This is a genomic window from Burkholderia sp. AU45388, assembly GCF_030481585.1.
Classification (GTDB): Bacteria; Pseudomonadota; Gammaproteobacteria; order Burkholderiales; family Burkholderiaceae; genus Burkholderia; species Burkholderia sola.
Genome location: NZ_JAUJPV010000001.1, coordinates 477,696 through 501,602, shown reverse-complemented (window position 1 = coordinate 501,602; position 23,907 = coordinate 477,696). Strand labels below are relative to the sequence as shown.

General features: G+C 69.3%; 16 protein-coding genes and 1 pseudogene. 9 read left to right on the top strand and 8 right to left on the bottom strand.

Going from position 1 to position 23,907, the window contains the following annotated elements:
• Position 1: 1 nt before the first annotated feature.
• The 4 genes from rbbA to QZM72_RS02200 form a co-directional block, all read right to left on the bottom strand.
• A complete protein-coding gene (gene rbbA, locus QZM72_RS02215) occupies positions 2–2,806 on the bottom strand; it encodes a ribosome-associated ATPase/putative transporter RbbA (protein ID WP_301737026.1) in 2,805 nt (934 codons plus the stop codon).
• On the bottom strand, positions 2,803–3,876 hold the full coding sequence (locus tag QZM72_RS02210; protein WP_301737025.1) for an HlyD family secretion protein: 1,074 nt from the start codon (positions 3,874–3,876) through the stop codon (positions 2,803–2,805). The genes rbbA and QZM72_RS02210 overlap by 4 nt, the downstream gene beginning before the upstream one ends.
• Positions 3,873–5,369 (bottom strand): efflux transporter outer membrane subunit, encoded by a 1,497-nt coding sequence (locus tag QZM72_RS02205; protein WP_301737024.1) that lies wholly within the window; start codon positions 5,367–5,369, stop codon positions 3,873–3,875. The genes QZM72_RS02210 and QZM72_RS02205 overlap by 4 nt, the downstream gene beginning before the upstream one ends.
• Positions 5,370–5,557: 188 nt before the next feature.
• Positions 5,558–5,746 carry a DUF2964 family protein gene (locus QZM72_RS02200; protein ID WP_301737023.1) on the bottom strand — a complete coding sequence of 63 codons (189 nt, stop codon included), beginning with the start codon at positions 5,744–5,746 and terminating at the stop codon, positions 5,558–5,560.
• A 265-nt stretch (positions 5,747–6,011) separates the two neighbouring features.
• On the opposite strand from QZM72_RS02200, the gene QZM72_RS02195 reads away from it, so the two are divergent.
• Positions 6,012–6,659, top strand: a complete 648-nt coding sequence (locus QZM72_RS02195) for a BON domain-containing protein (protein ID WP_301737022.1) — start codon at positions 6,012–6,014, stop codon at positions 6,657–6,659.
• A gap of 147 nt (positions 6,660–6,806) precedes the next feature.
• Positions 6,807–8,723, top strand: a complete 1,917-nt coding sequence (gene ftsH, locus QZM72_RS02190; RefSeq protein ID WP_301737021.1) for an ATP-dependent zinc metalloprotease FtsH — start codon at positions 6,807–6,809, stop codon at positions 8,721–8,723.
• Between the two features lie 53 nt (positions 8,724–8,776).
• Here ftsH and QZM72_RS02185 read toward each other — a convergent pair whose 3' ends face one another.
• Positions 8,777–10,573 carry an adenosylcobalamin-dependent ribonucleoside-diphosphate reductase gene (locus QZM72_RS02185; protein ID WP_301737020.1) on the bottom strand — a complete coding sequence of 599 codons (1,797 nt, stop codon included), beginning with the start codon at positions 10,571–10,573 and terminating at the stop codon, positions 8,777–8,779.
• 234 nt (positions 10,574–10,807) lie between these two features.
• On the opposite strand from QZM72_RS02185, the gene QZM72_RS02180 reads away from it, so the two are divergent.
• Together QZM72_RS02180 and QZM72_RS02175 are read left to right on the top strand one after the other, a co-directional pair.
• Entirely contained in the window at positions 10,808–11,743 is a 936-nt protein-coding gene (locus tag QZM72_RS02180; protein WP_301737019.1) for a 1-phosphofructokinase family hexose kinase, read from the top strand.
• A gap of 283 nt (positions 11,744–12,026) precedes the next feature.
• The gene (locus tag QZM72_RS02175) at positions 12,027–12,476 is read left to right on the top strand and encodes a CBS domain-containing protein (protein ID WP_089471719.1); all 450 of its coding nucleotides are present in this window, start codon (positions 12,027–12,029) and stop codon (positions 12,474–12,476) included.
• A gap of 334 nt (positions 12,477–12,810) precedes the next feature.
• Here the strand turns inward: QZM72_RS02175 and QZM72_RS02170 are convergent, their stop codons facing one another.
• Entirely contained in the window at positions 12,811–14,439 is a 1,629-nt protein-coding gene (locus QZM72_RS02170) for a bifunctional aminoglycoside phosphotransferase/ATP-binding protein (protein WP_301737018.1), read from the bottom strand.
• A gap of 270 nt (positions 14,440–14,709) precedes the next feature.
• Here QZM72_RS02170 and QZM72_RS02165 point away from each other — a divergent pair, with 270 nt between their 5' ends.
• The 4 genes and pseudogenes from QZM72_RS02165 (at position 14,710) to QZM72_RS02150 (ending at position 19,899) form a co-directional block, all read left to right on the top strand.
• Positions 14,710–15,504 (top strand): polysaccharide deacetylase family protein, encoded by a 795-nt coding sequence (locus QZM72_RS02165; protein ID WP_301737017.1) that lies wholly within the window; start codon positions 14,710–14,712, stop codon positions 15,502–15,504.
• Positions 15,497–16,751: pseudogene (locus QZM72_RS02160) on the top strand (putative glycoside hydrolase). The gene QZM72_RS02165 and the pseudogene QZM72_RS02160 overlap by 8 nt, the downstream one beginning before the upstream one ends.
• Positions 16,752–17,055: 304 nt before the next feature.
• A complete protein-coding gene (locus QZM72_RS02155; protein ID WP_301737227.1) occupies positions 17,056–17,532 on the top strand; it encodes a carboxypeptidase regulatory-like domain-containing protein in 477 nt (158 codons plus the stop codon).
• Between the two features lie 75 nt (positions 17,533–17,607).
• Positions 17,608–19,899: a heavy metal translocating P-type ATPase gene (locus QZM72_RS02150; RefSeq protein ID WP_301737016.1), complete on the top strand. Its 2,292-nt coding sequence runs from the start codon at positions 17,608–17,610 to the stop codon at positions 19,897–19,899.
• 106 nt (positions 19,900–20,005) lie between these two features.
• On the opposite strand, the gene QZM72_RS02145 is transcribed toward QZM72_RS02150, so the two are convergent.
• Positions 20,006–21,094, bottom strand: coding sequence for an aldose epimerase family protein (locus tag QZM72_RS02145; protein WP_301737015.1), 1,089 nt, complete (start codon positions 21,092–21,094; stop codon positions 20,006–20,008).
• A 27-nt stretch (positions 21,095–21,121) separates the two neighbouring features.
• Entirely contained in the window at positions 21,122–22,315 is a 1,194-nt protein-coding gene (locus tag QZM72_RS02140) for a DNA-binding transcriptional regulator (RefSeq protein WP_301737014.1), read from the bottom strand.
• A gap of 265 nt (positions 22,316–22,580) precedes the next feature.
• Between QZM72_RS02140 and xylA the strand changes: the two genes are divergently transcribed.
• The gene (xylA, locus tag QZM72_RS02135; RefSeq protein ID WP_301737013.1) at positions 22,581–23,903 is read left to right on the top strand and encodes a xylose isomerase; all 1,323 of its coding nucleotides are present in this window, start codon (positions 22,581–22,583) and stop codon (positions 23,901–23,903) included.
• Positions 23,904–23,907 lie beyond the last annotated feature (4 nt).

Sequence of the window (23,907 nt, the reverse complement as noted above, 5' to 3'; positions counted from 1 at the left end):
GTCAGCGCTCCTGCTTGCGCAGCAGGATGCCGGTCGTCACCATGATGACGGGCACGGCCGCGAGCAGCGGCCAGAACTGGGACGACAGGTCGGCCAGCCCGAGCGCCTTGTTGTAGACGCCTCGGCTGATCGCGAGCATGTAGGTGGCCGGATAGATCGTCCCGATCCACTTGCCGCTGCCTTCGAGCGACGACAGCGGCGTGAGCAGGCCCGAGAACTGCACGACGGGGATCAGCGTGCCGACGATCGTCATGAAGATCGCGGCGATCTGGCTGCGCGTGAACGTCGACGCGAACAACCCGATGCCGGTGGCGACGACGTTGAAGATCAGCACCGCGGCCGCCAGCGTCGCGAAGCTTCCCTTGATCCGCACGCCGAACACGACGTCGGCCAGCACGACCATCAGCAGGAAATTCAGCATGGCCAGCATCACGTAAGGCGCCTGCTTGCCGAGCAGGAATTCGGCGCGGGTCACGGGCGTCACGTACAGGTTGACGATCGATCCGAGCTCCCGTTCCCGGACGACGGCGAGCGCCGTCAGCATCGCTGGCAGCATCAGCAGCAGCATCGGCATGATCGCGGGAATCATCGCGGGCAGGCTCTTGACGTCCGGGTTGTACCGATAGCGGATCGCGACATCGACTGCCGGGGCGAGCGACACGCCGAGCCGGCGCTTCGCCTGATCGCGCAGCCAGTTCTCGTGCATGCCGGCCACATAGCCGCGGATCGTTTCCGCGCGCATCGGCATCGCGCCGTCGACCCATGCGCCGATCTCCACGTGCCGGCCGCGGGCGACGTCGCGTGCGAAACCGGGCGGGATCTCGATCGCGAGCGAAAGCTGGCCGTTGCGCATGCGGCGATCGAGGTCGCGGTCATCCGCAAGCCGGGCGCGCGGCACGAAGTAGCGGGAACCCGCGAGATTCTGCGCGTAGTCCTGGCTCAGCATCGATTGATCGCGATCGAGCACGGCGAACGTCAGGTTGTCCACGTCGAGACTGATGCCGATGCTGATCACGCACATCAACACGAGCGAACCGAACAGCGCGAGCGTCGCGCGCAGCGGGTCGCGGCGCAGTTCCAGCACTTCGCGCCACAGGTAGCTGCCGGCGCGCGCCGGACTGAACCAGGCGGCGCCGCGGGCGGCGTCGTCCGCGGCGGGCGACGCGGCGAGCCAGCCGGCGCCCGGTGACGTGTCCGCCGGTGCGCCGTCCACGCGTTGCGCGTCGGTCAGGTAGCCGATGAACGCGTCCTCGAGCGTGGCGGCGCCGCGCAGGCGAACCAGTTCGTCCGGCGCGGCGCTCGCCAGCACGCGGCCCGCGTGCATCAGCGAGATGCGGTCGCAGCGGGCGGCCTCGTTCATGAAGTGCGTCGAAATGAAAATCGTGACGCGATCGTTGCGCGCGAGCTCGATCATCAATCGCCAGAAGTCGTCACGCGCAACCGGGTCCACGCCCGACGTCGGTTCGTCGAGGATCAGCAGCTCGGGCTTGTGCACCATCGCCACGGCAAGGGACAGCCGCTGCCGCATGCCGAGCGGCAGGCGTTCGGGCAGCGCATCGAGCACCTCGGCGAGCCCGAAGCGTCCGACCATTTCGTCGACGCGTGCGGGCAGGTCCGGTTCCGGTACCCCGAACAGGCGCGCATGCAGCACGAGGTTCTGCCGGACGGTCAGTTCGCCGTACAGCGAAAACCCCTGCGACATGTAGCCGACGCGCCTGCGCGTATCGATATCGTTCGCGGCGACCGGACGGCCGAACAGCGTCGCCGTGCCTTCGGACGCGGCGAGCAGGCCCGTGAGCATCTTCATGGTCGTCGATTTGCCGCAGCCGTTGGAGCCGAGAAAGCCGAAGATTTCGCCGCGACGGATCTTCAGGCTCACGTGGTCGACCGCGACGAAATCGCCGAACCGCATCGTCAGCCCGTCGGCCTCGATCGCGTAGCCGTCGGCCGCGTCGGGCTGGAACGGCGTCAGCCGGATCGGCTGGTGCCCGTGCCGTCGCGCTTCCGGCAGCAACGCGATGAACGCGGCTTCCAGCGTGTCGCAGCCGGTGCGGGCGAGCAGTTCGCCGGGGCTGCCCGTCGCCAGCACGCGGCCGGCGTCCATCGCGATCAGCCGGTCGAAACGCCGGGCCTCGTCCATGTACGCGGTGGCGACGAGCACGCTCATTGCGGGGCGGGCGGTGCGAATACGGTCGATCAGCTCCCAGAACTGAGCGCGCGAGAGCGGATCCACGCCGGTCGTCGGTTCGTCCAGGATCAGCAGGTCGGGATCGTGGATCAATGCACAGCACAGGCCGAGTTTCTGCTTCATGCCGCCGGACAGTTTGCCGGCGGGGCGGTCGAGAAACGCATGAAGGCCGGTGCTGTGCGTGAGCGCGTCGATGCGGCGGCGTCGCTCGGCTGCGTCGTGGCCGAACAGTCTGGCGAAGAACTGCAGGTTTTCCTCGACCGACAGCGTCGCGTACAGGTTCCGGCCCAGCCCTTGCGGCATGTAGGCGATGCGCCGGCATACGCGTGCGCGATGGCGGCGCGACGACAGGTCGCCATCGAGCGTCCATACGCGGCCCTGCCGGATCGCACGCGCGCCGGACACAAGCGCGAGCAGGCTCGACTTGCCGACGCCGTCCGGTCCGATCAGCCCGACCATACGGCCGGCCGGAATATCGAGCGTCACGTCGTCGAGCGCGGACGTGTCGCCGTAGCGCAACGAGACGCCCGACAGGCGGGCGACCACACCCGATTCAACCGATGCCGGCGGACCTTCGCCCGCACCGGCGCCGGTAGCGACCGGCACCGTCGCGTTCATTGCGGCACCTTGATCGCGAGGCGCGCGGGCCAATCCGCATTCGGATCGGTCTTCAGCCACGCGACACCCGGCAGGCCGGTCTTGACGAGCTTCAGGTGGCGCCGCAGCAGGTCGCGGTCGATGCGCGCCTTGACCCGAAACATCAGTTTCTGACGTTCGGTGGCCGTCTCGACTGTCTTTGGCGTGAACTGCGCCGTGCTCGACACGTACGACACGCGTGCCGGAATCACGTACTCCGGCGCCGCATCGAGCACGATCCGCACGTCGGCGCCGAGCGGGACTCTCCCCACGACCGTTTCGGGCAGAAAGAACGTCATGTAGACGTCGGACAGGTCGACGACATTGAGCACCTTGCCGCCTGCCGGCAGAACTTCGCCCGATTCGGCGATCCGATACTGCACCCGCCCGTCGCGCGGGGACGTCAGCTCGCTGTCCGAGATATCGGCCTGCACGCGCGCGACGGTCGCCTGCGCGGCCGTCACCGCCGAGCGCGCGGCGACGAGTTGGGCCCGGGTGGCGTCGATCCCGGCCTGGGCGGCTTCGACCTGCGCACGCGCGGCATTCACGGTCGCCCGCAGGCTGCCGGCGCGCGCGCGATCGTCGTCGAGTTCCTGCAGCGACGACGCGCCGTCCCGCGACAGCGTTTCGGAGCGCGCCAGCCGGCGCGTGGCGGCGTCCAGCTCGCTTTCGCGCTGCACGACGAGCGCAGCGGCGGCAGCCTTGTCGCTGCGACGCTGGGCCACCTGCGCGTCGATGCTTGCCGCGGTGTTCACCGCCTGCTGTTCCCGGGCCTGCGCCTCGTCGAGCTGCGCCCGCAGGACGACGACGTCCATGCGGGCGAGCGGCTGACCGGCGGTGACGAAATCGCCCTCGTCGACGAGCATGGCGGTGACGCGCCCCGGCAACTTCGTCGCGACGTCGATCTCGGTCGCCTCGATGCGGCCGTTGCCGCTGACGAGCCCGGCGTCCGTCCGTGCGTCGCGCCAGCGGGTCCAGCCGTAGTAGGCGACGCCGATCGCGAGCACGGCCGCGCCGGCACCGATCAGAAGAGGGCGCTTGATGGTCTTCATGGTCTGGAACCCGAATCGATGGAAAGGTGGTTCGATGCCGCGGCGGCACCGTCGGTATCGGTCGTCCCGCCGCCGAGCGCGCCGTACAGCGCGACGCGGCTCGACAACAGCGCACGACGCGTCATCACCCATTGCTGCTCGGCGTTCATCAGGTCCCGTTGTGCGTCGAGTACTTCCAGGAAGCGGGTCGCGCCGCTGTCGTAGCGCAGTGTCGCCAGACGTGCGCGTTCGGCCTGGGACGCGAGCGTCGCCCGCTCGATCGCGACCTGGTCGGCGAGCCAATAGCGTGCGGCAAGCGCATCGGACACGTCGCGAAACGCGCGCTGCAGGGTCTTCTCGTACTGGGCGAGCGCCTCGTCGCGCTGGGCGTGTGCGAGGGCGAGATTCGACCGATTGCGGCCGCCGTCGACGAGCGGCAGCGTGACATTGGGAATCACCGACCACACGCCCGCACCGGACGACAGCAGGTCGTGCAGCGCGCTGCTTCCCGAACCGATCGCGCTCGTCAACGCGATACGCGGAAAAAACGCCGCGCGTGCGGCGCCGATGTTCGCGCGCGTGGCCTGTAGTTCGTGCTCCGCCGCGATCACGTCCGGACGCCGGGCGAGCAGCGACGACGGCAGGCCCGGCGCGAGCGACGGCATCACCGCGCCGTCGTCGAGCGCGAGCGGCGTGTCGGCCAGCGCCGGCGTCGCGCCGACGAGCAAGGCCAGCGCATCGGCCGCCGATGCACGCGCCTGCTGCAACTGGACGCCGAGCGACTCGGCCTGCTGCAGCAGGATTTCCGATTGCGTCAGGTCCAGCCGCGAGATCGCGCCGGCCGCGTGACGCAGCCGGAAAATCCGCAGCGATTCGCGTCGCGTGTCGATCGTCGCGCGCGTCAGCGCGATCCGTTCATCGATCTCGCACAGGGTCAGATAGGCGTCCGCCACGCCGGTGATCACGCTCAACGTCACCGCCTGCCGGGCGGCGTCGCTCGCGAGATAGCGCTGCAGCGCCGCCGCTTTCAGGTTGCGTACGCGGCCCCAGAAATCGATCTCCCACTGCGTCTGCGCCAGCTGGATCTCGTAGACCTGGCCGATGACCGGCGCCGGCGTCAGGAAGCCGCCCGGCGTGCGAAACCGCGCATAGGCCGCGCCGGCGCCGATCGTCGGCCACTGATCCGCGCGGCGAATGCCGTAGACGGCGCGTGCCTGTTCGACGCGTGCGACCGCTGCGCGCAGATCCCGATTGTTGGCGAGCGCCTGCCCGATCAACGCGCGCAGACGTCCGTCGACGAAGTAGTCTTGCCAGGCAGGCGGCGCCTGCGCAATGGCGGCGCTGCGAGCGGCAGGATCGGGGAACGCGGCGGGAATCGGCGCGGCGGGACGTTCGTCGGGTGGCGCGAACGACAGGCATCCCGACAGCATGGCCGCGCCGGCCGCCAGCGCAACGAGACGAATGCGCCGCGCGACGGCAGGCTGAAACAGCGGGGAAAGCGCGACGACGCGCATGGGATGCCTCATCGGATACGGGAACGGGAACGCGGGATGGCGCCGCCCCCATGGCGACGCCGCTTCGGGTTCACTTATATCCGACGAATGCCGCGCGCGCCCTTGATCTGCGTCACCGCGGCCGTCATGCGTTTCGAGTGAAGCCTCGCTTGACAGGCATCCGGCCGATCGTCCAGCCGAGGTTCGATTTACGGGCGGTCGCCGGGCGCGAGATTCAGCAGCACGACGAACGACAGGATGCTCAGCATCAACGTGACGATCGAATACCTGAACACCCGCTCGTCGAACAGCATGCCGTGCACGATGCCGGCCAGCGACGCCAGCGCGATGAACACGCTGAGCGTCGCGAGTGCGATGCGGTACTGCTTTCGGTTCATGACGGTCTCCCGGGAAGCGGCTCGGTCATCGCGCCGCGACATGTTCGCGGCGTCTTTCGCCATGATCGAGTCGCGCTCCGGCGGCCCGTTGATCTGCATCAACGGACAAATCGGCCGGTTGCGCACCGGGCCGCCGTGGCCGCAAGCCCGCGGTTGGTTGATCCTCGTCAAGCCGCCGGCGCCGCCATGCGCGATGCTGAATCGGGTACGGCGCACGTCCGGTCGCACGCTTCGCGATCGGCACGCGCCAGGACGGGAGACCGACATGAAGTCCGATGCAGCACTCAAGCAGGATGTCGAGCAGGCGCTGTTCTGGAATCCGGCGATCGATTCGCGCCGGATCGACGTCGACGTGCGCGACCGGATCGTGACGCTGCGCGGCACGGTCGACAGCTGGGCCCAGAAGCTCGAGGCGCAGAAAACCGCGCTGCATGTCGCGGATGCGCGTGCGCTGGTGCTCGAACTGAACGTCGAGCCGCCGGAGGATGCCTGCGCCGACCACGAACTGGCGATCGCGATCACGTTCGCGCTCGGCTGGCAGGAGGCATTGCGCGATCACCGGATTCGCGTCGAAGTCGATCACGGCTGCGTGACGCTCGACGGGGACGTCGATCATGCGTTCCAGAGCCGTGCGGCGGAAAAGATGGTGAGCCGGATGAAAGGCGTCGTCGGCGTCGCGAACCGCATTCGGGTGCGGGCCGACCAGACGGTGCCCGACGTCGGCACGCGGATTGCCGAAGCGCTGGCCCGTCGCGCGCAGCGCGAATCCGCCGGGATCGCGATCGATGCGGACGACGGCATCGTCACGCTGACGGGCACGGTCGCGTCGCTGGCGGAAAGGCGTGCCGCGTGCGGCGCGGCGGCGTCGGTCAGGGGCGTGCGCGAGGTCGTCGACCGGTTGACCGTCGCGTGAGCGTCGCGCCTGTACCGTCCGCTACCACGGAGAAGCCGCCATGAATCGTTCGCATTCCGGCCCCGGCCGCAATTATCTGCGCTGCGCGCGAACTGGACCCGTGACGCGGCCCGAGCGGTCGCGGGTTCGGCGCACAGCCTCGACGTCATGAAGAAAACCTTCGACTACGCCGGGTTGATGATCCCGATCGCGTTCGCGGTCCTGGTCGCCTATCAATTGCTGTCGGCCCAGCCGGCGACGACATCGATTTCGTACAGCGATTTTCATCGGCTCGTCGACGCGCGGCTCGTCGACGAGCTCGAAATCGGTCAGGCGTCGATCTCGGGCGTGCTGCGCATGCCGCAGGCCGCCACCATGCTGCCGGCGTCCGACGCGGGCGCCGTCAAGAAGGCAGGGCCGCCGTGGCGCTTCACGACGAACCGCGTCGGCGACGACCATCTGATCGCCGCGCTGACGGCCGCCGGCATCCGCTATCGCGGCGTGCCGGATTCAGGCTGGATCGCGATGCTCGCGACGTGGCTGCTGCCGATGCTCGTGCTCGTGCTGGCCTGGAACTTCATGATGCGGCGGCCGGGCGGGATGAGGGACCTGAGCGGCATGGGCAAGAGCCAGGCGCGCGTGTACGTGCAGCAGGAAACCGGCATCACGTTCGACGACATCGCGGGGATCGACGAGGCGAAGGCCGAGTTGCAGCAGATCGTCGCGTTCCTGCGCAGCCCCGAACGCTATCAGCGGCTCGGCGGCAAGATCCCGAAGGGCGTGCTGATCGTCGGCGCGCCGGGCACCGGCAAGACGCTGCTGGCACGCGCCGTCGCCGGCGAGGCCGGTGTGCCGTTCTTCACGATCAGCGGATCGGCATTCGTCGAGATGTTCGTCGGCGTGGGCGCGGCCCGCGTGCGCGACCTGTTCGAACAGGCGCAGCAGAAGGCGCCGTGCATCGTGTTCATCGACGAGCTCGACGCGCTCGGCAAGGCGCGCGGCGTCGGGCTGATGTCCGGCAACGACGAGCGCGAACAGACGCTCAATCAACTGCTGGTCGAGATGGACGGTTTTCAGGCGAATTCGGGCGTCATCATCATGGCCGCGACCAACCGGCCGGAAATCCTGGATCCCGCGCTGCTGCGCCCCGGGCGGTTCGACCGGCACATCGCGATCGACCGGCCGGACCTGACCGGCCGCAAGCAGATCCTGGCCGTCCATACGAAGCGCGTGAAGCTCGCGCCGGAAGTCGACCTCGCGGAGCTGGCGCAACGCACGCCGGGCTTCGTCGGCGCCGATCTCGCGAACGTCGTCAACGAAGCCGCGCTGCATGCGGCCGAACTCGACAAGCCGGCGATCGCGATGGCCGATTTCGACGAAGCGATCGACCGCGCATTGACGGGCATGGAGCGCAAGAGCCGCGTGATGAACGAACAGGAGAAGCGGACCATCGCTTATCACGAAGCCGGGCACGCGCTCGTCGCGCAAAGCCGCGCGCATTGCGATCCGGTGAAGAAGGTGTCGATCATCCCGCGCGGGATCGCGGCGCTCGGCTATACGCAGCAGGTGCCGACCGAGGATCGCTACGTGCTGCGCAGGAGCGAACTGCTCGACCGGCTCGATGTCCTGCTCGGCGGGCGGGTGGCCGAGGAACTCGCGTTCGGCGACGTATCGACCGGCGCGCAGAACGATCTCGAACGCGCGACCGCGCTCGCGCGGCACATGGTCATGCAGTACGGGATGAGCGACCGGATCGGGTTGATGACGCTCGACGACGCGGTATCGCAGGGCGGCGCGCCGGCCGTGTGGACACCGGGCGACGGCCATTGCAGCGAGCACACCGCGCAACTGATCGATGAAGAGGTGCGCGCGCTGCTCGACGACGCGCACGCGCGGGTCACGGCGACGCTCGGCGCGCACCGCGATGCGCTGGAGCGGATCGCGCGCAGCTTGCTGCAGCACGAATCGATCGATCACGACGGGCTGATGGCGCTCATCACGCCGGCGGGCGATACCGGCGATACCGGCGACGCGCGGCGGCCCACGCAGGCCGACACGGAAATGGCCACGGAAGCCCGCGTCTGAACGAACGGTCGCCCGGTCGCGCCAAGCGTCGGCCGCTGGTCTGCGTGCGCCGTTCAACAGCCGATGCAGACCGGGCGCTCGCGCCGCGCCTGCGCCGCGTCGGCGGTCACGACCGACGCGAGCCGCGGATCGGGCCGAAACACCGTGATGCCCTTGAGCCCGTCACGCCATGCCTGGAAGAACAGAGCGTCGACGTCCGCGAGGGAACACCGCGCCGGCAGCGTCACGGTCTTCGAGATGCCGGCGTCGACGCACGGCTGCAGCGCCGCGAGCATCGCGACATGATCGACCGGCGCGATGTCCGCCGCCGTGACGAAATAATCCGGCAGCCTGACGGTGCCGCCGTGCAGGTCGCGAAACAGCCGGTAAGCGTGATTCTCGACACGAAACGGCCGCACCCGTCCGTCCGCGGTGCGCACGAGGCGCCGCTGGGTCCAGCCGAGCGCCGGCTCGATCCCGTTCGAACAGTTGTCGCAGAACGCGAGACTCACGCTGCCGGCCGGCGCGAACGACAGCAGGTGGCTGTTGCGCAGCCCGTGCCGCGCGATCGCGTGGTGCACCTTCAGCGGCAGCGGCATGCGATGCGCGGGGCCGGTCAGATAGGCGGCGGGGTCGTACGCGGGAAACGCGCCGCGCTCGGCGGCAAGCGCGGCCGACGCGGCGAACGCATGCTCGCGCATCGTCAGCGCGATCCCGCGTGCGAACGCCCGCGCTGGTGCACCGTCGTATCGCAGCCGCAGCATCGTCAGCGCGTCGCCCAGGCCGGTGACGCCGACGCCGATGCGGCGCGTGCGCCGCGCCTCGTGGGCGTGCGCGGCGAGCGGCCACGCGCTCAGGTCGAGCACGTTGTCGAGCATGCGCACCTGGATGCGCACCGCGTCGGCGAGCCCGGGGAAATCGAAGCGCGGCGTGCCGTCGACCCCGAACGGATGATGGACGAAACGCGACAGGTCGATCGGCCCGAGCACGCAACTGCCGTACGGCGGCAGCGGCTGCTCGCCGCACGGGTTCGTCGCGTCGATCCGCTCGTGTTCGCGCAGCGGATTCGCGTCGCGGATCGTGTCGAGGAACAGCAGCCCCGGCTCCGCGCTGTCGCGCGCCGCGCCGACGATCTCGTGCCAGAGCGTGCGTGCCGGAATCGTCGCGTAAAGATATCGTCCGTCCGGCCGCCGGGGCCGTGCGCCGGCCCCGGAAAGGGGCCGCGCGTGATGGACGAGCGCCCAGGGCAGGTCCTGCCGGACTGCCTCCATGAACGCATCGGTGACGCCGACCGACAGGTTGAACGTCGGCCAGCGCGCCCGTCCGCGTTTGGCGGCGACGAAGGCCGCGAGATCCGGATGATCGCAGCGCAGCACCCCCATTTGCGCGCCCCGGCGCGGGCCGGTGAACGGCAGCGTCCGGCACATCGCGTCGAAGCGGTCGATCGCGACGCATGCACCCCGTTCGGACGACACGCGCCGTTCGTACGCGCCGGCAGGCGGCATCGGCGAGAAGTCGTAGCCGATTCCGCCGCCCATCAACAGCGTGAGCCGTGCGTCGTCGAGCGCACGCGCGAGTGCTGCATCGATGTCGCTCCATGGCGCACCCGGCGGCATCGCGAGCGGATGGACGAAGCAGTTGACCATCGTTCCGCCGGTATCCGCGCCGGCGTTCGCGAGGATGCGGCCCGCCCCGATCGCGCCGCGCTGCAGGTTCCGGAAGAACGCGCGCGCCGCCTGGGCGCGCAGCTCGGCCGGCTCGGCGAGCGACAGCGCCTGCGCGACGCGATGGAAGAGGGCCTCGCGAGACGTTTCGCCGGGCCGCGCATAGCGTTCGGTGAACACGGTGGTGCAAAGCGGCTGCTCGTCCATGGCGGGGCTCGGCAACGATGAATGACTCACTGTAGGAGTCCGCCCGGACGCGTCGTTGATCGAGCGCAAGCGGGCGCCTTCGCGGCGTGGCTTGACGGCGGTCAACGCGGTGGCCGGCATCGAACGTAAGGTGGAGCCACGGCCGGCATGCATCGGTTGCCGGGCGTCGCCGCGCCGGCGTCCGTTCCGAGAAGCCGGCGCGGCGTCCCCGCCATCGACCGAGAGCCACCCACCATGACCGACATCGTGACCGTCACGTTGAATCCCGCCGTCGATGTTGCTACGTCGGTCGAGCACATCGTCGAGTCGCACAAGCTGCGCTGCGCGCGGCCGCGGCGCGACCCCGGCGGCGGCGGAATCAACGTCGCCCGGACCGTTCACCGGCTCGGCGGCGATTGCGTCGCGCTGTACCTCGCCGGCGGGCCGACCGGCGACGTCCTGACGCGGCTGCTCGAAGCCGAGCATCTGCCGAGCGAGTGCATCCGGATCGCCGGCGAGACCCGCGAGAACGTGTGCGTGACCGAGACGGCGACCGGGCGCGAATACCGCTTCCTGATGCCGGGGCCGACGCTCACGCAGGCCGAGTGGCGCGACTGCGCGGCGCGCATCGACGCGATGCAACCGGCGCCGCGCTATCTCGTCCTGAGCGGCAGCCTGCCGCCCGGCGCCCCCGACGATCTCTACGCGACGTTGGCGCGGACGGCGAAGGCCAGGGGCAGCCGCGTGGCGGTCGACGCGGCGGGCCGGGCGCTGCAGGCGGCCCTCGAGGCCGGCGTGCATCTCGTCAAGCCCAGTATCGGCGAACTGAGCGCGCTGGCCGGCGAATCGCTCGACGACACGTCGGCATGCCGGAAGGCGAGCGAACTCGTGGCGCGCGGCCACGCCGACATCGTCGCGTTGACGCTCGGCGCGCGCGGCGCATGGGTCGTCACGCGCGATCGCACGCTGCGCCTGCCCGGCAGGCCGGCGGCGGTATGCAGCACGGTCGGCGCCGGCGACAGTTTCGTCGGCGGCATGGTGTGGGCGCTGGCGCGCGGCGTGCCGTTCGACGATGCGTGCCGCTACGCGCTGGCGGCGTCGGCGGCATCGGTCGAGCATCCGGGGACGGCACTGTGCACGCGCGACGACGTCGAGCGGATTCATGCCGAACTGGTTGCGCAGGCAAGCTGACGGGCGGGCGGCGCGAACCCATCAGAGTCGTTCGACGTGTGCAAGGATTGCTTCGGCGTGGCGTAACGGCGGCGTTTCGATCAACTTGACGGGGCCTGACGGGCACGCGAAACCGCGGCGTCGGATGGCGTTGCGTCAGACGAATCGCCGGTTGTTTGGGGTGCATGCGTGCGCTTGATGACCGGCGTCAACACCGCTCGTGCTGCAAGAGCGAAGATCGATGTTCGCGCGGGTGGATCTCGAGTCGACCGACGGCCCGCGTCGCCCGGGCAGGGGAGGGAACATGAATGCCGCGATGCTTTGCACCCGCGATGTCGCCATGTGTTCCGCGCAGATGACCGTCGTCGAGGCGGCCGCGATGATGCGCGATGCACACGCCGGCGATCTGGTCGTCGTACGTGAAAGAGAAGGACGATACGAGCCGGTCGGCATGCTGACCGACCGGGACATCGTGCTCGCCGTCGTCGGCCCCGACGCGCCGGCCGGTTCATTGTTCGTCGGCGACATCATGTCGGCCCCGGTCGCCGTCGCGGACGTCGACGACGATCTCTGGCTGCTCGCGAAGCGGATGCGCCAGCATGGCGTACGCCGATTGCCGGTGGTGGGCGACGGCGGTGCGCTGGTCGGCATCGTGTCGCTCGACGACCTGCTGCGCGCGGCTGCCGCGCTGCTCGACGAACTACGCCTCGTGGCGGCACGCCAGCCGTATTTCGAGGAAAAACAGCGTGGATGATGCGGTGTACGTCAGGGAGGGTTGCGACGTGCCTGCTCATCCACCCCTTCGCGCGTATATCGATACGGCGCCGGACACCTGTACGAGCGTCATCGTCGACCTGAACTGGAACGCGAGGCTCATCTCGATCCGCGCGGCGCGGATCAGGCGCTGCGCGTCGTGACCGACCGGAGCCGTTACGCCGGGCTGTTCGATTACGACGATCCTACGCGCCCATTCGGCCGTCGACCGTGCGCGCTCCCATCCCGTGCGATGCGACGCGTCAGATCGGGGAGCAGCGTTTGCGCGCGTAACGTCGCCGGCCCGGCGCCCTCCGTGAACGCGGGGGGCCGTTTCACGCGGGCCGCACAACGCGCGGCTGCGTGCGTAGCACCGCGAACAACGGCGCCCAGAATGCGCGGTCGCCGTATGCCGCGGCGTCGCAATCGGTATCGAAGCGGATCGCGATCGCGGCCTCGGCCGGGGCCAGCGTCTCGGCATGGTCGATCTGCCGGGCCAGTACGGCCGTATCGGCGTCGGACGCATCGCGCCCGCGCTCGGCCCGCGCCGCGACACGCGCGACGAGCGTTGCCCGGCTCGCGACGAAATCGAGAACCGCGACGCGCACGCCGAGCCGCGCGGCGAGCGAGATGAAGGCCGCGCGGTGGCGCCGGCGCAGGAACGTTGCGTCGACGATCGCCGTGTAGCCGCTGCCGAGGACCACGCCGGCCTGCTCACGCAGTCTTTCGTAGATCGCGTCGATCGCCGAATCCGCGTAAGCGGCAGCGGACAGCCGGGTGTGCTCGGGCGCGCGGGCGTCGCGCTTGCGTTCGGCGTCGCTGGACAGCCGGATCGCGCCGATCTGTTCCGCCAGCGCGCGGCTGGCCACCGATTTGCCCGAACCGGACACGCCATGGCACAGCAGCAATGCCGGTTGCACATCGCACCGTGCCCGCGCCATGTCCGACGCAATCCGCAGATACCGACGGCGGGCCGCGTCGTCGCCGCGCAGCCGCGCAGTCATCGCCTGCACCAGCGCGCGATAGACGAAGTAGCACGGCAGCACGCCCAGCGCCGCATGGTCGCCCGTGCGGGCGAGCCATTCGGACAGGAGGCGGTGGGCGCAGTCGGCTCGCCCGCGGGCGGAATAATCCATCAGCGCAAACGCGAGGTCGCTCGCCACGTCGATCCAGCGCAGCGTGTCGTCGAACTCGATGCAGTCGAACATCAGGATGCGGTTGCGCCAGCGGACGACGTTGTCGAGATGCAGATCGCCGTGGCACGCGCGCACGAATCCGCGTGCATGCCGCTCGGCGAACTGCGGTGCGACGCGGGCCAGCTCGGCCTCGTACCAGCGGCGCAGCGCAACTTCCCCGGGCACCGTGACGTCGAGCGTGTCGCACAACTGCCGGCATTGAGCCACGACGCTGGCCGCGCTGCCCGGGCGGCCGCGCGGCGCACGGCGCGGCGCGTGCAGATGATGGCGGGCCAGTGTATCCGCGAGGGCGTCCGCGTCCGCCAGCCCCGCGCCGTGCGATGCGCTGCGGACCGACAACATGGCCTGCGCGTCGAACCGGCGCATCCGCACCACGTACTCGCCGGGCACCGCCTGCTGTCGATAGCGACGCGCGCCGGTTTGCACGGGCGGGCCGAAGGCGCTGCGCCGGCCGCGCGCCACGATCGGCCAGACGCCCAGGTAAAGCGGGCCGGCGAAAGGCCGGTTGAGCGTGCACTCCGCCAGTGCGCAGCGGCGACGCTGCGCGGGGCGGACGAGATCGACGAACGCGAATCGAACGGGCTTGATGCGCTTGTATGCGTAGCGCCCCGCCAGATAGACGACGGACAGATGGGTTTCGATCCGTACGATCCGGCCGGCGGGATGGGGGTAGGTGGCAGGCCGACGCAACGCGCGATCGAATTGCAGGGCCTTTCGTCGTGCGGCTCCCCGGCTCGACGTGAACGGCAGACGTGGCGCTCTGGACATGGCGAACGAATCGATGGGCAGGGCGACCGCATGTCGCAGCGCCCGCGGGTTGTAGTCGAACGGAAACGGCACGTTCCCGTCTGCTCGATGCCGCGGGACCTGGCCGGCAGGCCGGGCACACGCGTGCGACGCCCCCATTGCAGCCGACTGTCGCCCGTTGCGGCTTGATGCGCGTCAAGCGCGCCGACGCCGCGATCGATCGTTGATCTGGCTCAGCGGATGGCACGGCGCGATCGCAAAAAATGGGGCACCTGTTCGACGAGATCCGCCATGGCCTTTCGACTGATCGCCTGCCTGCTGCTGTTGTCGTGCGTGTGGCCGGTTGCGTCCGCCGACGTCGCGTCGATCGCTTCTCCACCGCAGCGCGTGCTGATCCTGGCCTACCACCGGTTCGCGTCCGCGCGCCTGGATTCGATGACGGTGCGCGTCGACACGTTCCGCGACCAGTTGCAGGCGATCGAGGCGAACGGCTACCGCATCGTGCCGCTCGCCGACGTCGTACGCTGGCATGACGGCCAGCGCGATGCCGTGCCGGCGCGCGCGGTCGCGATCACGGTCGACGACGGTCACCGCTCGGTGTACGAGGTGCTGCGCCCGTTGCTGGCGGCGCATCCGGCGCCGGTCACGCTGTTCATCTATCCGTCGGCCATCTCCAATGCCCGCTACGCGATGACGTGGGACCAACTCCGCACGCTCGGGCGGGCCGGCGGATTCGACATCGAGTCGCATACGGTCTGGCATCCGAATTTCCGCACCGAGCGTGCCCGGCTCGCGCCGGACGATTACCGGCGTTTCGTGTCGTTCCAGCTGAGCCGGTCGCGCGCGCGGCTCGAGGCCGAAACCGGCCAGCCGGTCAGTCTGCTGGCCTGGCCGTTCGGCATCCACGATGCGCAGACCGACGCGCTCGCCGCTCGCGAAGGCTATGTCGCGGCGTTCACGCTCGATGCCCGCCCCGTTCGTGTCACCGACCCGGCCATGGTGTTGCCGCGCTATCTGATGACGGACGCGTGCGACACACGATGCATGAACGGAATACTGAGAACCGCCGGAGAAAACCGTGATTGAGCGCCTGTTCGTCTGTCTGCTCGTGTCGCTCGCCGGTTTCGCCGTCCGGGCGGCGCCCGTCGCGATCAACGTTGTCGATGCCACGAACGGGCGTCCGCTGGCCGGCGCGATCGGCCACGCGGCGGGCGTGAACCGGACCGCGGATCGCGATGGCGCGTTTTCACTGGAGCTCGATGCGAACGGGACACGCGTCAGCGTGCGTGCGGCGGGCTACGCGCGAACGGAAGTCACGCTGACGCCGGCCGCGGTCGCGCACACGATCCGCATGACGCCGATGCGCCCGAAAGCGGTCTACCTGTCCGCATACGGCGTCGCGGATCGCACGCTGCGCGACGCGGCGCTGGCCCTCCGGGACAAGACGGCGATCAATGCGCTCGTCATCGACGTGAAGGGCGACAGCGGCGTGACGCCTTATCGCAGCCAGGCGCGTGAGATTTCCGGCGCGGCGAACAATGTATCCGGCGCGATCGTTCATCCGCCCGATCTGCCGGACCTGCTGCGGACGTTCCACGCACGCGGCCTTTACCTGATCGCGCGCATCGTCGTGTTCAAGGACGATCCGCTCGCGCGCGCCCATCCCGAGTGGGCCGTGCGCGACGCGGCCGGCGAGATCTGGGAAGACCGCGAGCATCAGCGCTGGATCGACCCGACGTCGCGCGCGGCGTGGCAGCACAATTACGATGTCGCCGAAGAGGCGGCCCGCATGGGCTTCGACGAAATCCAGTTCGACTACCTGCGGTTTCCCGACGCCAACGGCCTGCGGTTCGCCGAGCCGAATACCGAAGCCAACCGGGTCGCGGCGATCAGCGGATTTCTCACCGGCGCGCGCGCGGCTGCAGCCGTACAACCTCTACCTGTCGGCCGATATCTTTGGGTACGTCTGCTGGAACGCCGACGATACGGCAATCGGACAGCGGCTCGATGCGCTCGTGCCGGTGGTGGACTACGTGTCGCCGATGCTGTATCCGTCCGGCTTCACGTGGGGCCTGCCCGGTTGCCGGAAACCGACCGAGCATCCGGGCGAGATCGTTTCGCGGTCGCTGGAGGAGGCGAAGCGCCGCACCGGGCTGGACGGTGTCCGGTTCAGGCCGTGGCTCCAGGCGTTTCGCGACTATGCATTCGATCGCCGGCTGTTCGATGCCGACGAGATTCGCGCCCAGGTCGACGCGGCCGATGCGGCAGGCACGGATGGCTGGATGCTGTGGAACCCGCGCAATCGCTACGATCCTGTCGCGATGCCGCGCTGACCGGCAGGCCTGGATGAAGGTCGCGATCGACGATTGAATCATCGCCAGCTCCTCGATCCGGCGGCGGGGCGGAAGAACCGCGCCCCGGCCGCGACATGTTGTGTCCTGTCACGTCTCCAGTATTGGCTGCGCCGCCGCTCGGGACGACGGGGCGCGATGGTTTTATCGCGGTGCCTGCCCCGGCTGCGTGCTCGTCGACTGCCGCGCACTTGACATGCGTCAACGGGAGATCGTGGTTTCGCGCGACGCTGGCATCGTCCTCGATACGCATGCGCGAGGTGCGTGGTCAATCAGGAGAGTGAAGATGGGTGCCCCAACCGTGACGATGCTGCTGCTGGCAGCGTGCCTGCTGAACGTCGGCGCGAACGCGCTGGCCGACACGTCGACCGAACCGGTCGTGCGCAACGGTGTCGCTTATATCACCGGCGGAATCGGCCAGGACGAGGTCACCGCGTTTCGCGACGTTGCGCCTCGATATAACCTGCGGCTCACGTTCGCCTCGAAGTCCGGCCAGTATCTTTCCGATGTCGATGTCTCGCTGTCGTCGGGCAAGTCGACGGTGCTCGACGTTCGCACGCGCGGGCCGTTCCTGTTCGCGCGCGTGCCGCCGGGGAGATACACCGTGTCCGCGCACGACCGGGCCGTTCAGGAAGTCCGGCGCGTCGTCGTCCCGGCGCGGAGGGCCGTCGATGTGCGCTTTTCGTGGCACGACCCTGACCGGCGCGGGACGATGCGTCTGTGTACGGGGTGCGCCGGCCCGCAGGCGCAACCGGACCGCTAGCCACACTGCGATCACCCTCCGCAACCGGAACCGGATGCGCCGAACCCGCCTTGCACGGCAACCGGAAGAATGGTCATGTCCCGAATTCACTGGTCGATCGAGCTCGCGTTGCTGGTCCTGGCGGCCGTTACGCTCGCGGCAGGCGGCATGTGCGCGGCATTCGGCCTGCCTTCGCTCGCGCGGGTGGTGTGGCTGCTGGGTACGGTGCCGGTCTTGCTCGCGTTGACGGTCTCCCTTGCAAGGGCCGTGGTGAAACGGCAGGCCGGTATCGACGTGCTCGCATGGCTGGCAATCGGCCTCGCAATCGCGCTCGACGAGACGCTGACGGCCGCGGTCATCGCGTTGATGCTCGCAAGCGGCCGGACGCTGGAACGGTATGCGCAAGATCGCGCGCAACGCGAGATGACCGCGCTGCTCGGTCGCGCGCCCCGGCAGGCGACCCGGTTCGAGAACGGCGAATGGCGTGCCGTCGCGCCGGACACCATCATTCCGGGTGACAGGCTGCTCGTGCGTAGCGGCGAATGCGCGCCGGTCGACGGCACGTTGACCGGCGACGCGGAGCTCGACGAATCGATGCTGACCGGCGAGTCGTCCACCCAGCGGCGACGTTCCGGGGAAAACGTCTGCGGCGGCGCGGTCAACGCAGGCGCGCCGTTCGAAATGGTCGCCCGCACCACGGCTGGCGACAGCACGTTCGCAGGCATCGTCCGCATGGTCGAGCGCGCTCGACACGAGCGCGGCCCGTCCGTGCGTCTCGCGGATCGTTACGCCGCGTTCTTCGTGTGCGCCGCGCTGCTCGTCGCCGGCATCGCGTGGCTGCTGACCGGCGACGTCGCGCGCGCGCTCGCCGTGCTCGTCGTCGCCACGCCTTGTCCGTTGATCCTCGCCGTGCCGGTCGCGATCGTGTCCGGCCTGTCGCGCTGTTCGAAGCGCGGCATCCTCGTCAAAGGCGGGGGCGCGCTTGAACGCCTGGCGCAAGCGACGATCCTGTTCTTCGACAAGACCGGCACGCTGACGGGCGGGCGCGCCCGCATCGTGGCGATCGAATGCGGTGCCGGCATCGGAACGGACGACGTGCTGCGTTTCGCGGCATCGTTGGCCCAGGCGTCGGGCCACGTCATTTCCGATGCACTGACGGTCGCGGCGCGAGAACGCCGAATCGACCTGTCGCCGCCGTCGCACGTCCTCGAAACGGCCGGCGAGGGCGTGACCGGCCGGGTCGACGGCCGGACCGTCAGGATCGGCAAGTTCGGATACGTCCGCACCGGCTCGGCGGATGCCCCGTGGAGCGGGGCATTCCTGAAGCGGGTCGGCAACGCGGGTGGGGCTGCCGTGTTCGTCGGCGTCGATGGCGTCATGGTCGGCGCGATCCAGATGGCCGACCAGGTGCGGCTGGAAACGCCGCGGGCGTTACGGCTGCTCAAACGCGAGGGCGTCGAGCGCCTCGTCATGCTGACCGGCGACCGGCGCGACATTGCCCGGTCCGTCGGCGAACTGCTCGGCGTCACCGACGTGCGCGCCGAACAGACGCCGGCGGACAAGCTTGCCGCGATCCAGGCCGCCCGCAAGGACGGCGTGACGATGATGGTCGGCGACGGCGTGAACGACGCGCCGGCGCTGGCGGCGGCCGACGTCGGCATCGCGATGGGCGCGCGTGGCGCGGCCGCGTCATCCGAAGCCGCCGACGTGGTCTTGCTGGTGGATCGGCTGGATCGACTCGTGGATGCGGTGCGCATCGCCCGTCGATCGCGCCGGATCGCGCTCGAGAGCGTGGTGGTCGGCATGTCGTTGTCGATCGTCGCGATGGCGATCGCGGCGGCGGGATTCCTGCCGCCGATTGCCGGTGCGGTGATTCAGGAAGTCGTCGACGTCGTCGTGATCGTCAATGCGCTGCGCGTGCTGCTCGTGCGCCCGCGGCCGCCTGAAACCCGGCTGGCCGATGTCGACGTCGAGCAACTCAAGCGCGAGCACGCGGCCTTGTCGCCGTTGCTGGACCGGATCAGGGAGCTCGCGGGCCGCTTGCCGCAACTATCCGGAGCCGGCATCGCCAGCGAGCTTGCCGACGTCGTCGACGCGCTGGATCAACGGCTGCTGCCGCACGAGCGCGCCGACGACCGGGAGGTCTACGCGCGTCTTGCGCCGTTGCTCGGGGGTGAGGATCCGCTCGCGGCGATGAGCGGCGCCCATCGGGAGATCTTCACGTTGGTCCGATCGCTCAGGCAGATGGTCGCGGACCTGCCGCGCGACGGGACGGACGCCATGCAGGTTCAGGCGATACAACGCGTGCTGTACGGGCTCGACGCGATCGTACGCCTGCATTGCGCGCAGGAGGAGGAACTGTTCCACGCCGTCGGCGCGGATGCGTGACGACGCGTCGAAACGCGTCGCGCATGCGCTGCGCGACGAAAGCCGAATCATGCAGCAGCGGTCGATGTCGGCGCGGCCTCCTGTGTCGACGATGCCGCCCGCCGCACTATGCGTGAACGGCGACCCGATACCGCGTGGTCTGCCGATAGACGTCGCCCGGACGAACGATCACGTCGTCGCGCAGGCCGTCCATGTTGACCTGGTCCGGAAAGCCGCCCGCCTCGACGCACAGCGCCGCGTGCTGCCCGCAGCGCGTGCCGCCGCTCACGCGCAGGCCGTCGAGATAGTTGCCCGTATAGAGCTGCAAACCGCGCTGATCGGTCGACACGATCAACTCGCGGCCGCTTTCGGGATCGTAGATTCGCGCGACCGGCCGGACCTCGCGCGCGCCGTTGCCCACGACGTAGCAGTGATCGAAGCCGCGCGCCCGCGCCAGTTGCGCATGCGGCCAGTCCAGACGTGCGCCGAGCGGCGCGCTTTGCCGGAAATCGAACGCCGTGCCCGTCACGTCGGCCGTGCCGGTCGGGATCAGCGCGTCGTCCACTTCGAGGAACGCGTCGGCGTCGATGTGCAGCAGATGGCCGCGCACGTCGCTGCCCGCGCGCCCGTTCAGGTTGAAGTAGCTGTGGTTCGTCAGGTTCAGCGGCGTCGGCGCATCGGTCCACCCCGAATAATCGATCGTCAGCGTGCCGTCGTCGTCGAGCGTATAGCGCACCTGCACGCTCACGTTGCCGGGGAATCCCGCATCGCCTTCCGGCGAATCGAGCCGCAGCGTGAGCCCGCCGCTATCGTCGACCACGTCCCAGCGCGCGCGATGAAAACCGTTCGCGCCGCCGTGCAGCAGATTGCCGTTTTCGTTGCGGTCGAGCAGGTAATCGACGCCGTCGAGCGTGAAGCGCGCGCCGGCGATCCGGTTCGCCCAGCGGCCGACGGTCGCGCCGAGATAGGCGCCGGATGCGAGGTACTCGGCCGGCGTGTCGTGCGCGAGCACGATGTCGGCCAGGCGCCCGGTGCGATCGGGCGCGAGCCACGACACGACGGTCGCGCCGAGGTCGCTGACGACGACGCGCATCCCGTGCGCGTTGCGCAGCGTGTAGCGCCGCACGGGCTCGCCGTCGGGCAGCGTGCCCCACGGCTCGGCCAGCACGCGTGCCGCGCCGGGTGTCGGAGGTGAGGATTCGGTATCGATGTGCATGAGTGGATGTCGAATGGGCGGCGCGTGTCAGTTCGTGGCGGCCGCACGGTCCTGATATTCGCGCGGCGTGCAGCCGAGTTCGCGCCGGAACACCGCGTACATGTATTGAAGCGACGTGAACCCGCAACGGATCGCGACTTCGGCGCTTGACGCCTGCCGGCCGGCGAGCAGCGCCTGCGCGGCTTCGAGTTTGTGACGCAGGATCTCCTGATGGACGGTGCGCTGCAGTTCGCGCCGGAAGTGCTCCTCGAGCAGCGAGCGCGACACGCCGACGTAGTCGGCGACCTGTTCGGTCTTGATGCCCTGGCACGCGTACTGACGGATGAAATGCCGCGCGCGCATCACGTGCGGGCTCGCCAGCGGCTGGTGGCGCGTCGATTCGAGCACGTTGATGCCGACCGGCGGCACGAGAATGCGCTGCCCGGGAAAGCGCGCCCCCAGTAGCATCCGGTGCAGCAGGTGCGCGGCGGTGCGGCCCATTTCCTCGGTGCCCTGGATCACCGACGACAGCGGAATGCGCGTCAGCGTGCGTGTGAGCGGATCGTTGTCGATCCCGATGATCGCGACCTGTTCTGGCACCGCGATGCCGGCGATCAGGCACGCCTGCAGCAGATGCCGCGCGCGCGCATCGGTCACCGCGATCACGCCGACCGGCTTCGGCAGCGCATGCAGCCAGTCGACCAATTGCTCGATCGCGTGATTCCAGCCCGACGCGCTGGTCGACAGCCCGCGGTAGATCGGCGCGTCGAGCCCGTCCGCGCGCGCGAGCCGGTCGAACGCCTGCTCGCGCTGCTGCGCCCAGCGGTTCTCCTGCGCGACCGGCAGGCTGTACATCGCGAAGTGCGCGAGGCCGGCGCCGATCAGATGCGTATACGCGAGCGACACGAGCTTCGGGTTGTCCGTCGCAATATATGGGACATCGTCCGGGTACTGCGCCGGATCCTCGTACGACGATCCGATCGCGACGATCGGCAGCGGCGAGCCGGCGAGCGCGTCGGCGACGGCCGGGTCGTCGAAGTCCGCGATGATGCCGTCGCCGTCGAAACGTTCGATCCCGGTGAGCCGGCAGCGGAAATCGTCTTCGAGGAACAGGTCCCACACGACGCGCGTCGTGTGCAGGTATTGGCCGATGCCGCTGATGATCTCGCGGTCGTAGACCTTGTTCGCGTTGAACAGCAGCGCGATGCGGTGCGGCGTCTGGGCGGATGGGGCGCGTGTCATCTCGGTGTCGGGGCGCGCGCCTGGCGGGCGCGGTGCCGTTGTCTCCGGGGCGCGCTCGCGGAGGCGGCGCGGTTGTCTGGTGTACGGCGATTGTAGGACGGAACGCGGGCCGCACGCGTACGACTGGCAAGAAACATCAAGCACGCTGCGCAATTTCGCAATTGCCGGCCGGCAGGCGCGGGGGCACGATCCAGCCAACCGAATTCGGCCGCGTGCGTCGCCGCGACGCGCGTTGCGCTGCAACAAGAACCTGCACGGAGACGCCATGTCGTATTTCGAACCCATTCCCGCGATTCGCTACGAAGGCCCGCAGTCGGACAATCCGCTTGCGTATCGCCATTACGACCCCGACAAGCGCGTGCTCGGCAAGACGCTCGCCGAACATCTGCGGATCGCGGTCTGCTACTGGCATACGTTCGTCTGGCCCGGCCACGACATCTTCGGTCAGCCCGCGTTCCAGCGGCCGTGGCAGCAGCCGGGCGACGCGCTCGAACGGGCGCGGACGAAGGCCGACGCCGCATTCGAATTCTTCACGAAGCTCGGCACGCCGTTCTATACGTTCCATGACACCGACGTCGCGCCGGAAGGCGACAGCCTGCGCGAATACGCGGCCAATTTCGCGCGAATGGCCGACTATCTCGGCGAGCGCCAGGAGGCAAGCGGCGTGCGGTTGTTGTGGGGCACCGCGAACCTGTTCTCGCACCCGCGCTTCGCGGCGGGCGCCGCGACGAACCCGAACCCCGACGTGTTCGCGTGGGCCGCGACCCAGGTGCGCCACGCGCTCGACGCGACCCATCGGCTCGGCGGCGAGAACTACGTGCTGTGGGGTGGACGCGAAGGCTACGAGACGCTGCTCAATACCGACCTGAAGCGCGAGCGCGACCAGTTCGCCCGCTTCCTGTCGATGGTCGTCGAGCACAAGCACAGGATCGGCTTCAAGGGCGCGCTGCTGATCGAGCCGAAGCCGCAGGAGCCGACCAAGCACCAGTACGACTACGACGTCGCGACCGTGCACGGCTTTCTCGTGCAGTACGGGCTGCAGAACGAGATCCGCGTGAACATCGAGGCGAACCACGCGACGCTCGCCGGTCATTCGTTCCATCACGAGATCGCGAATGCGTTCGCGCTCGGCGTGTTCGGCAGCGTCGACGCGAACCGCGGCGATCCGCAGAACGGCTGGGATACCGACCAGTTCCCGAACAGCGTCGAGGAGCTGACGCTCGCGTTCTACGAGATCCTGCGCCACGGCGGCTTCACGACCGGCGGGATGAACTTCGACGCGAAGGTGCGCCGCCAGAGCATCGATCCGGAAGACCTGTTCTACGGCCACGTCGGCGCGATCGACGTGCTCGCGCTCGCGCTCGAACGCGCGGCGGTGCTGGTCGAGAACGACCGGCTCGACGCGCTGCGCCGGCAGCGTTATGCGCGGTGGGACGATGAATTCGGCCGCAAGATCCTGTCGGGTGGCTACACGCTGGAGTCGCTGGCGGCCGACGCGCTCGCGCGCGGTGTGGACCCGCGGCATGCGAGCGGTGCGCAGGAGCGGTTGGAGAACATCGTGAACCAGGCGATCTACGGGCTGCGCTGACGCC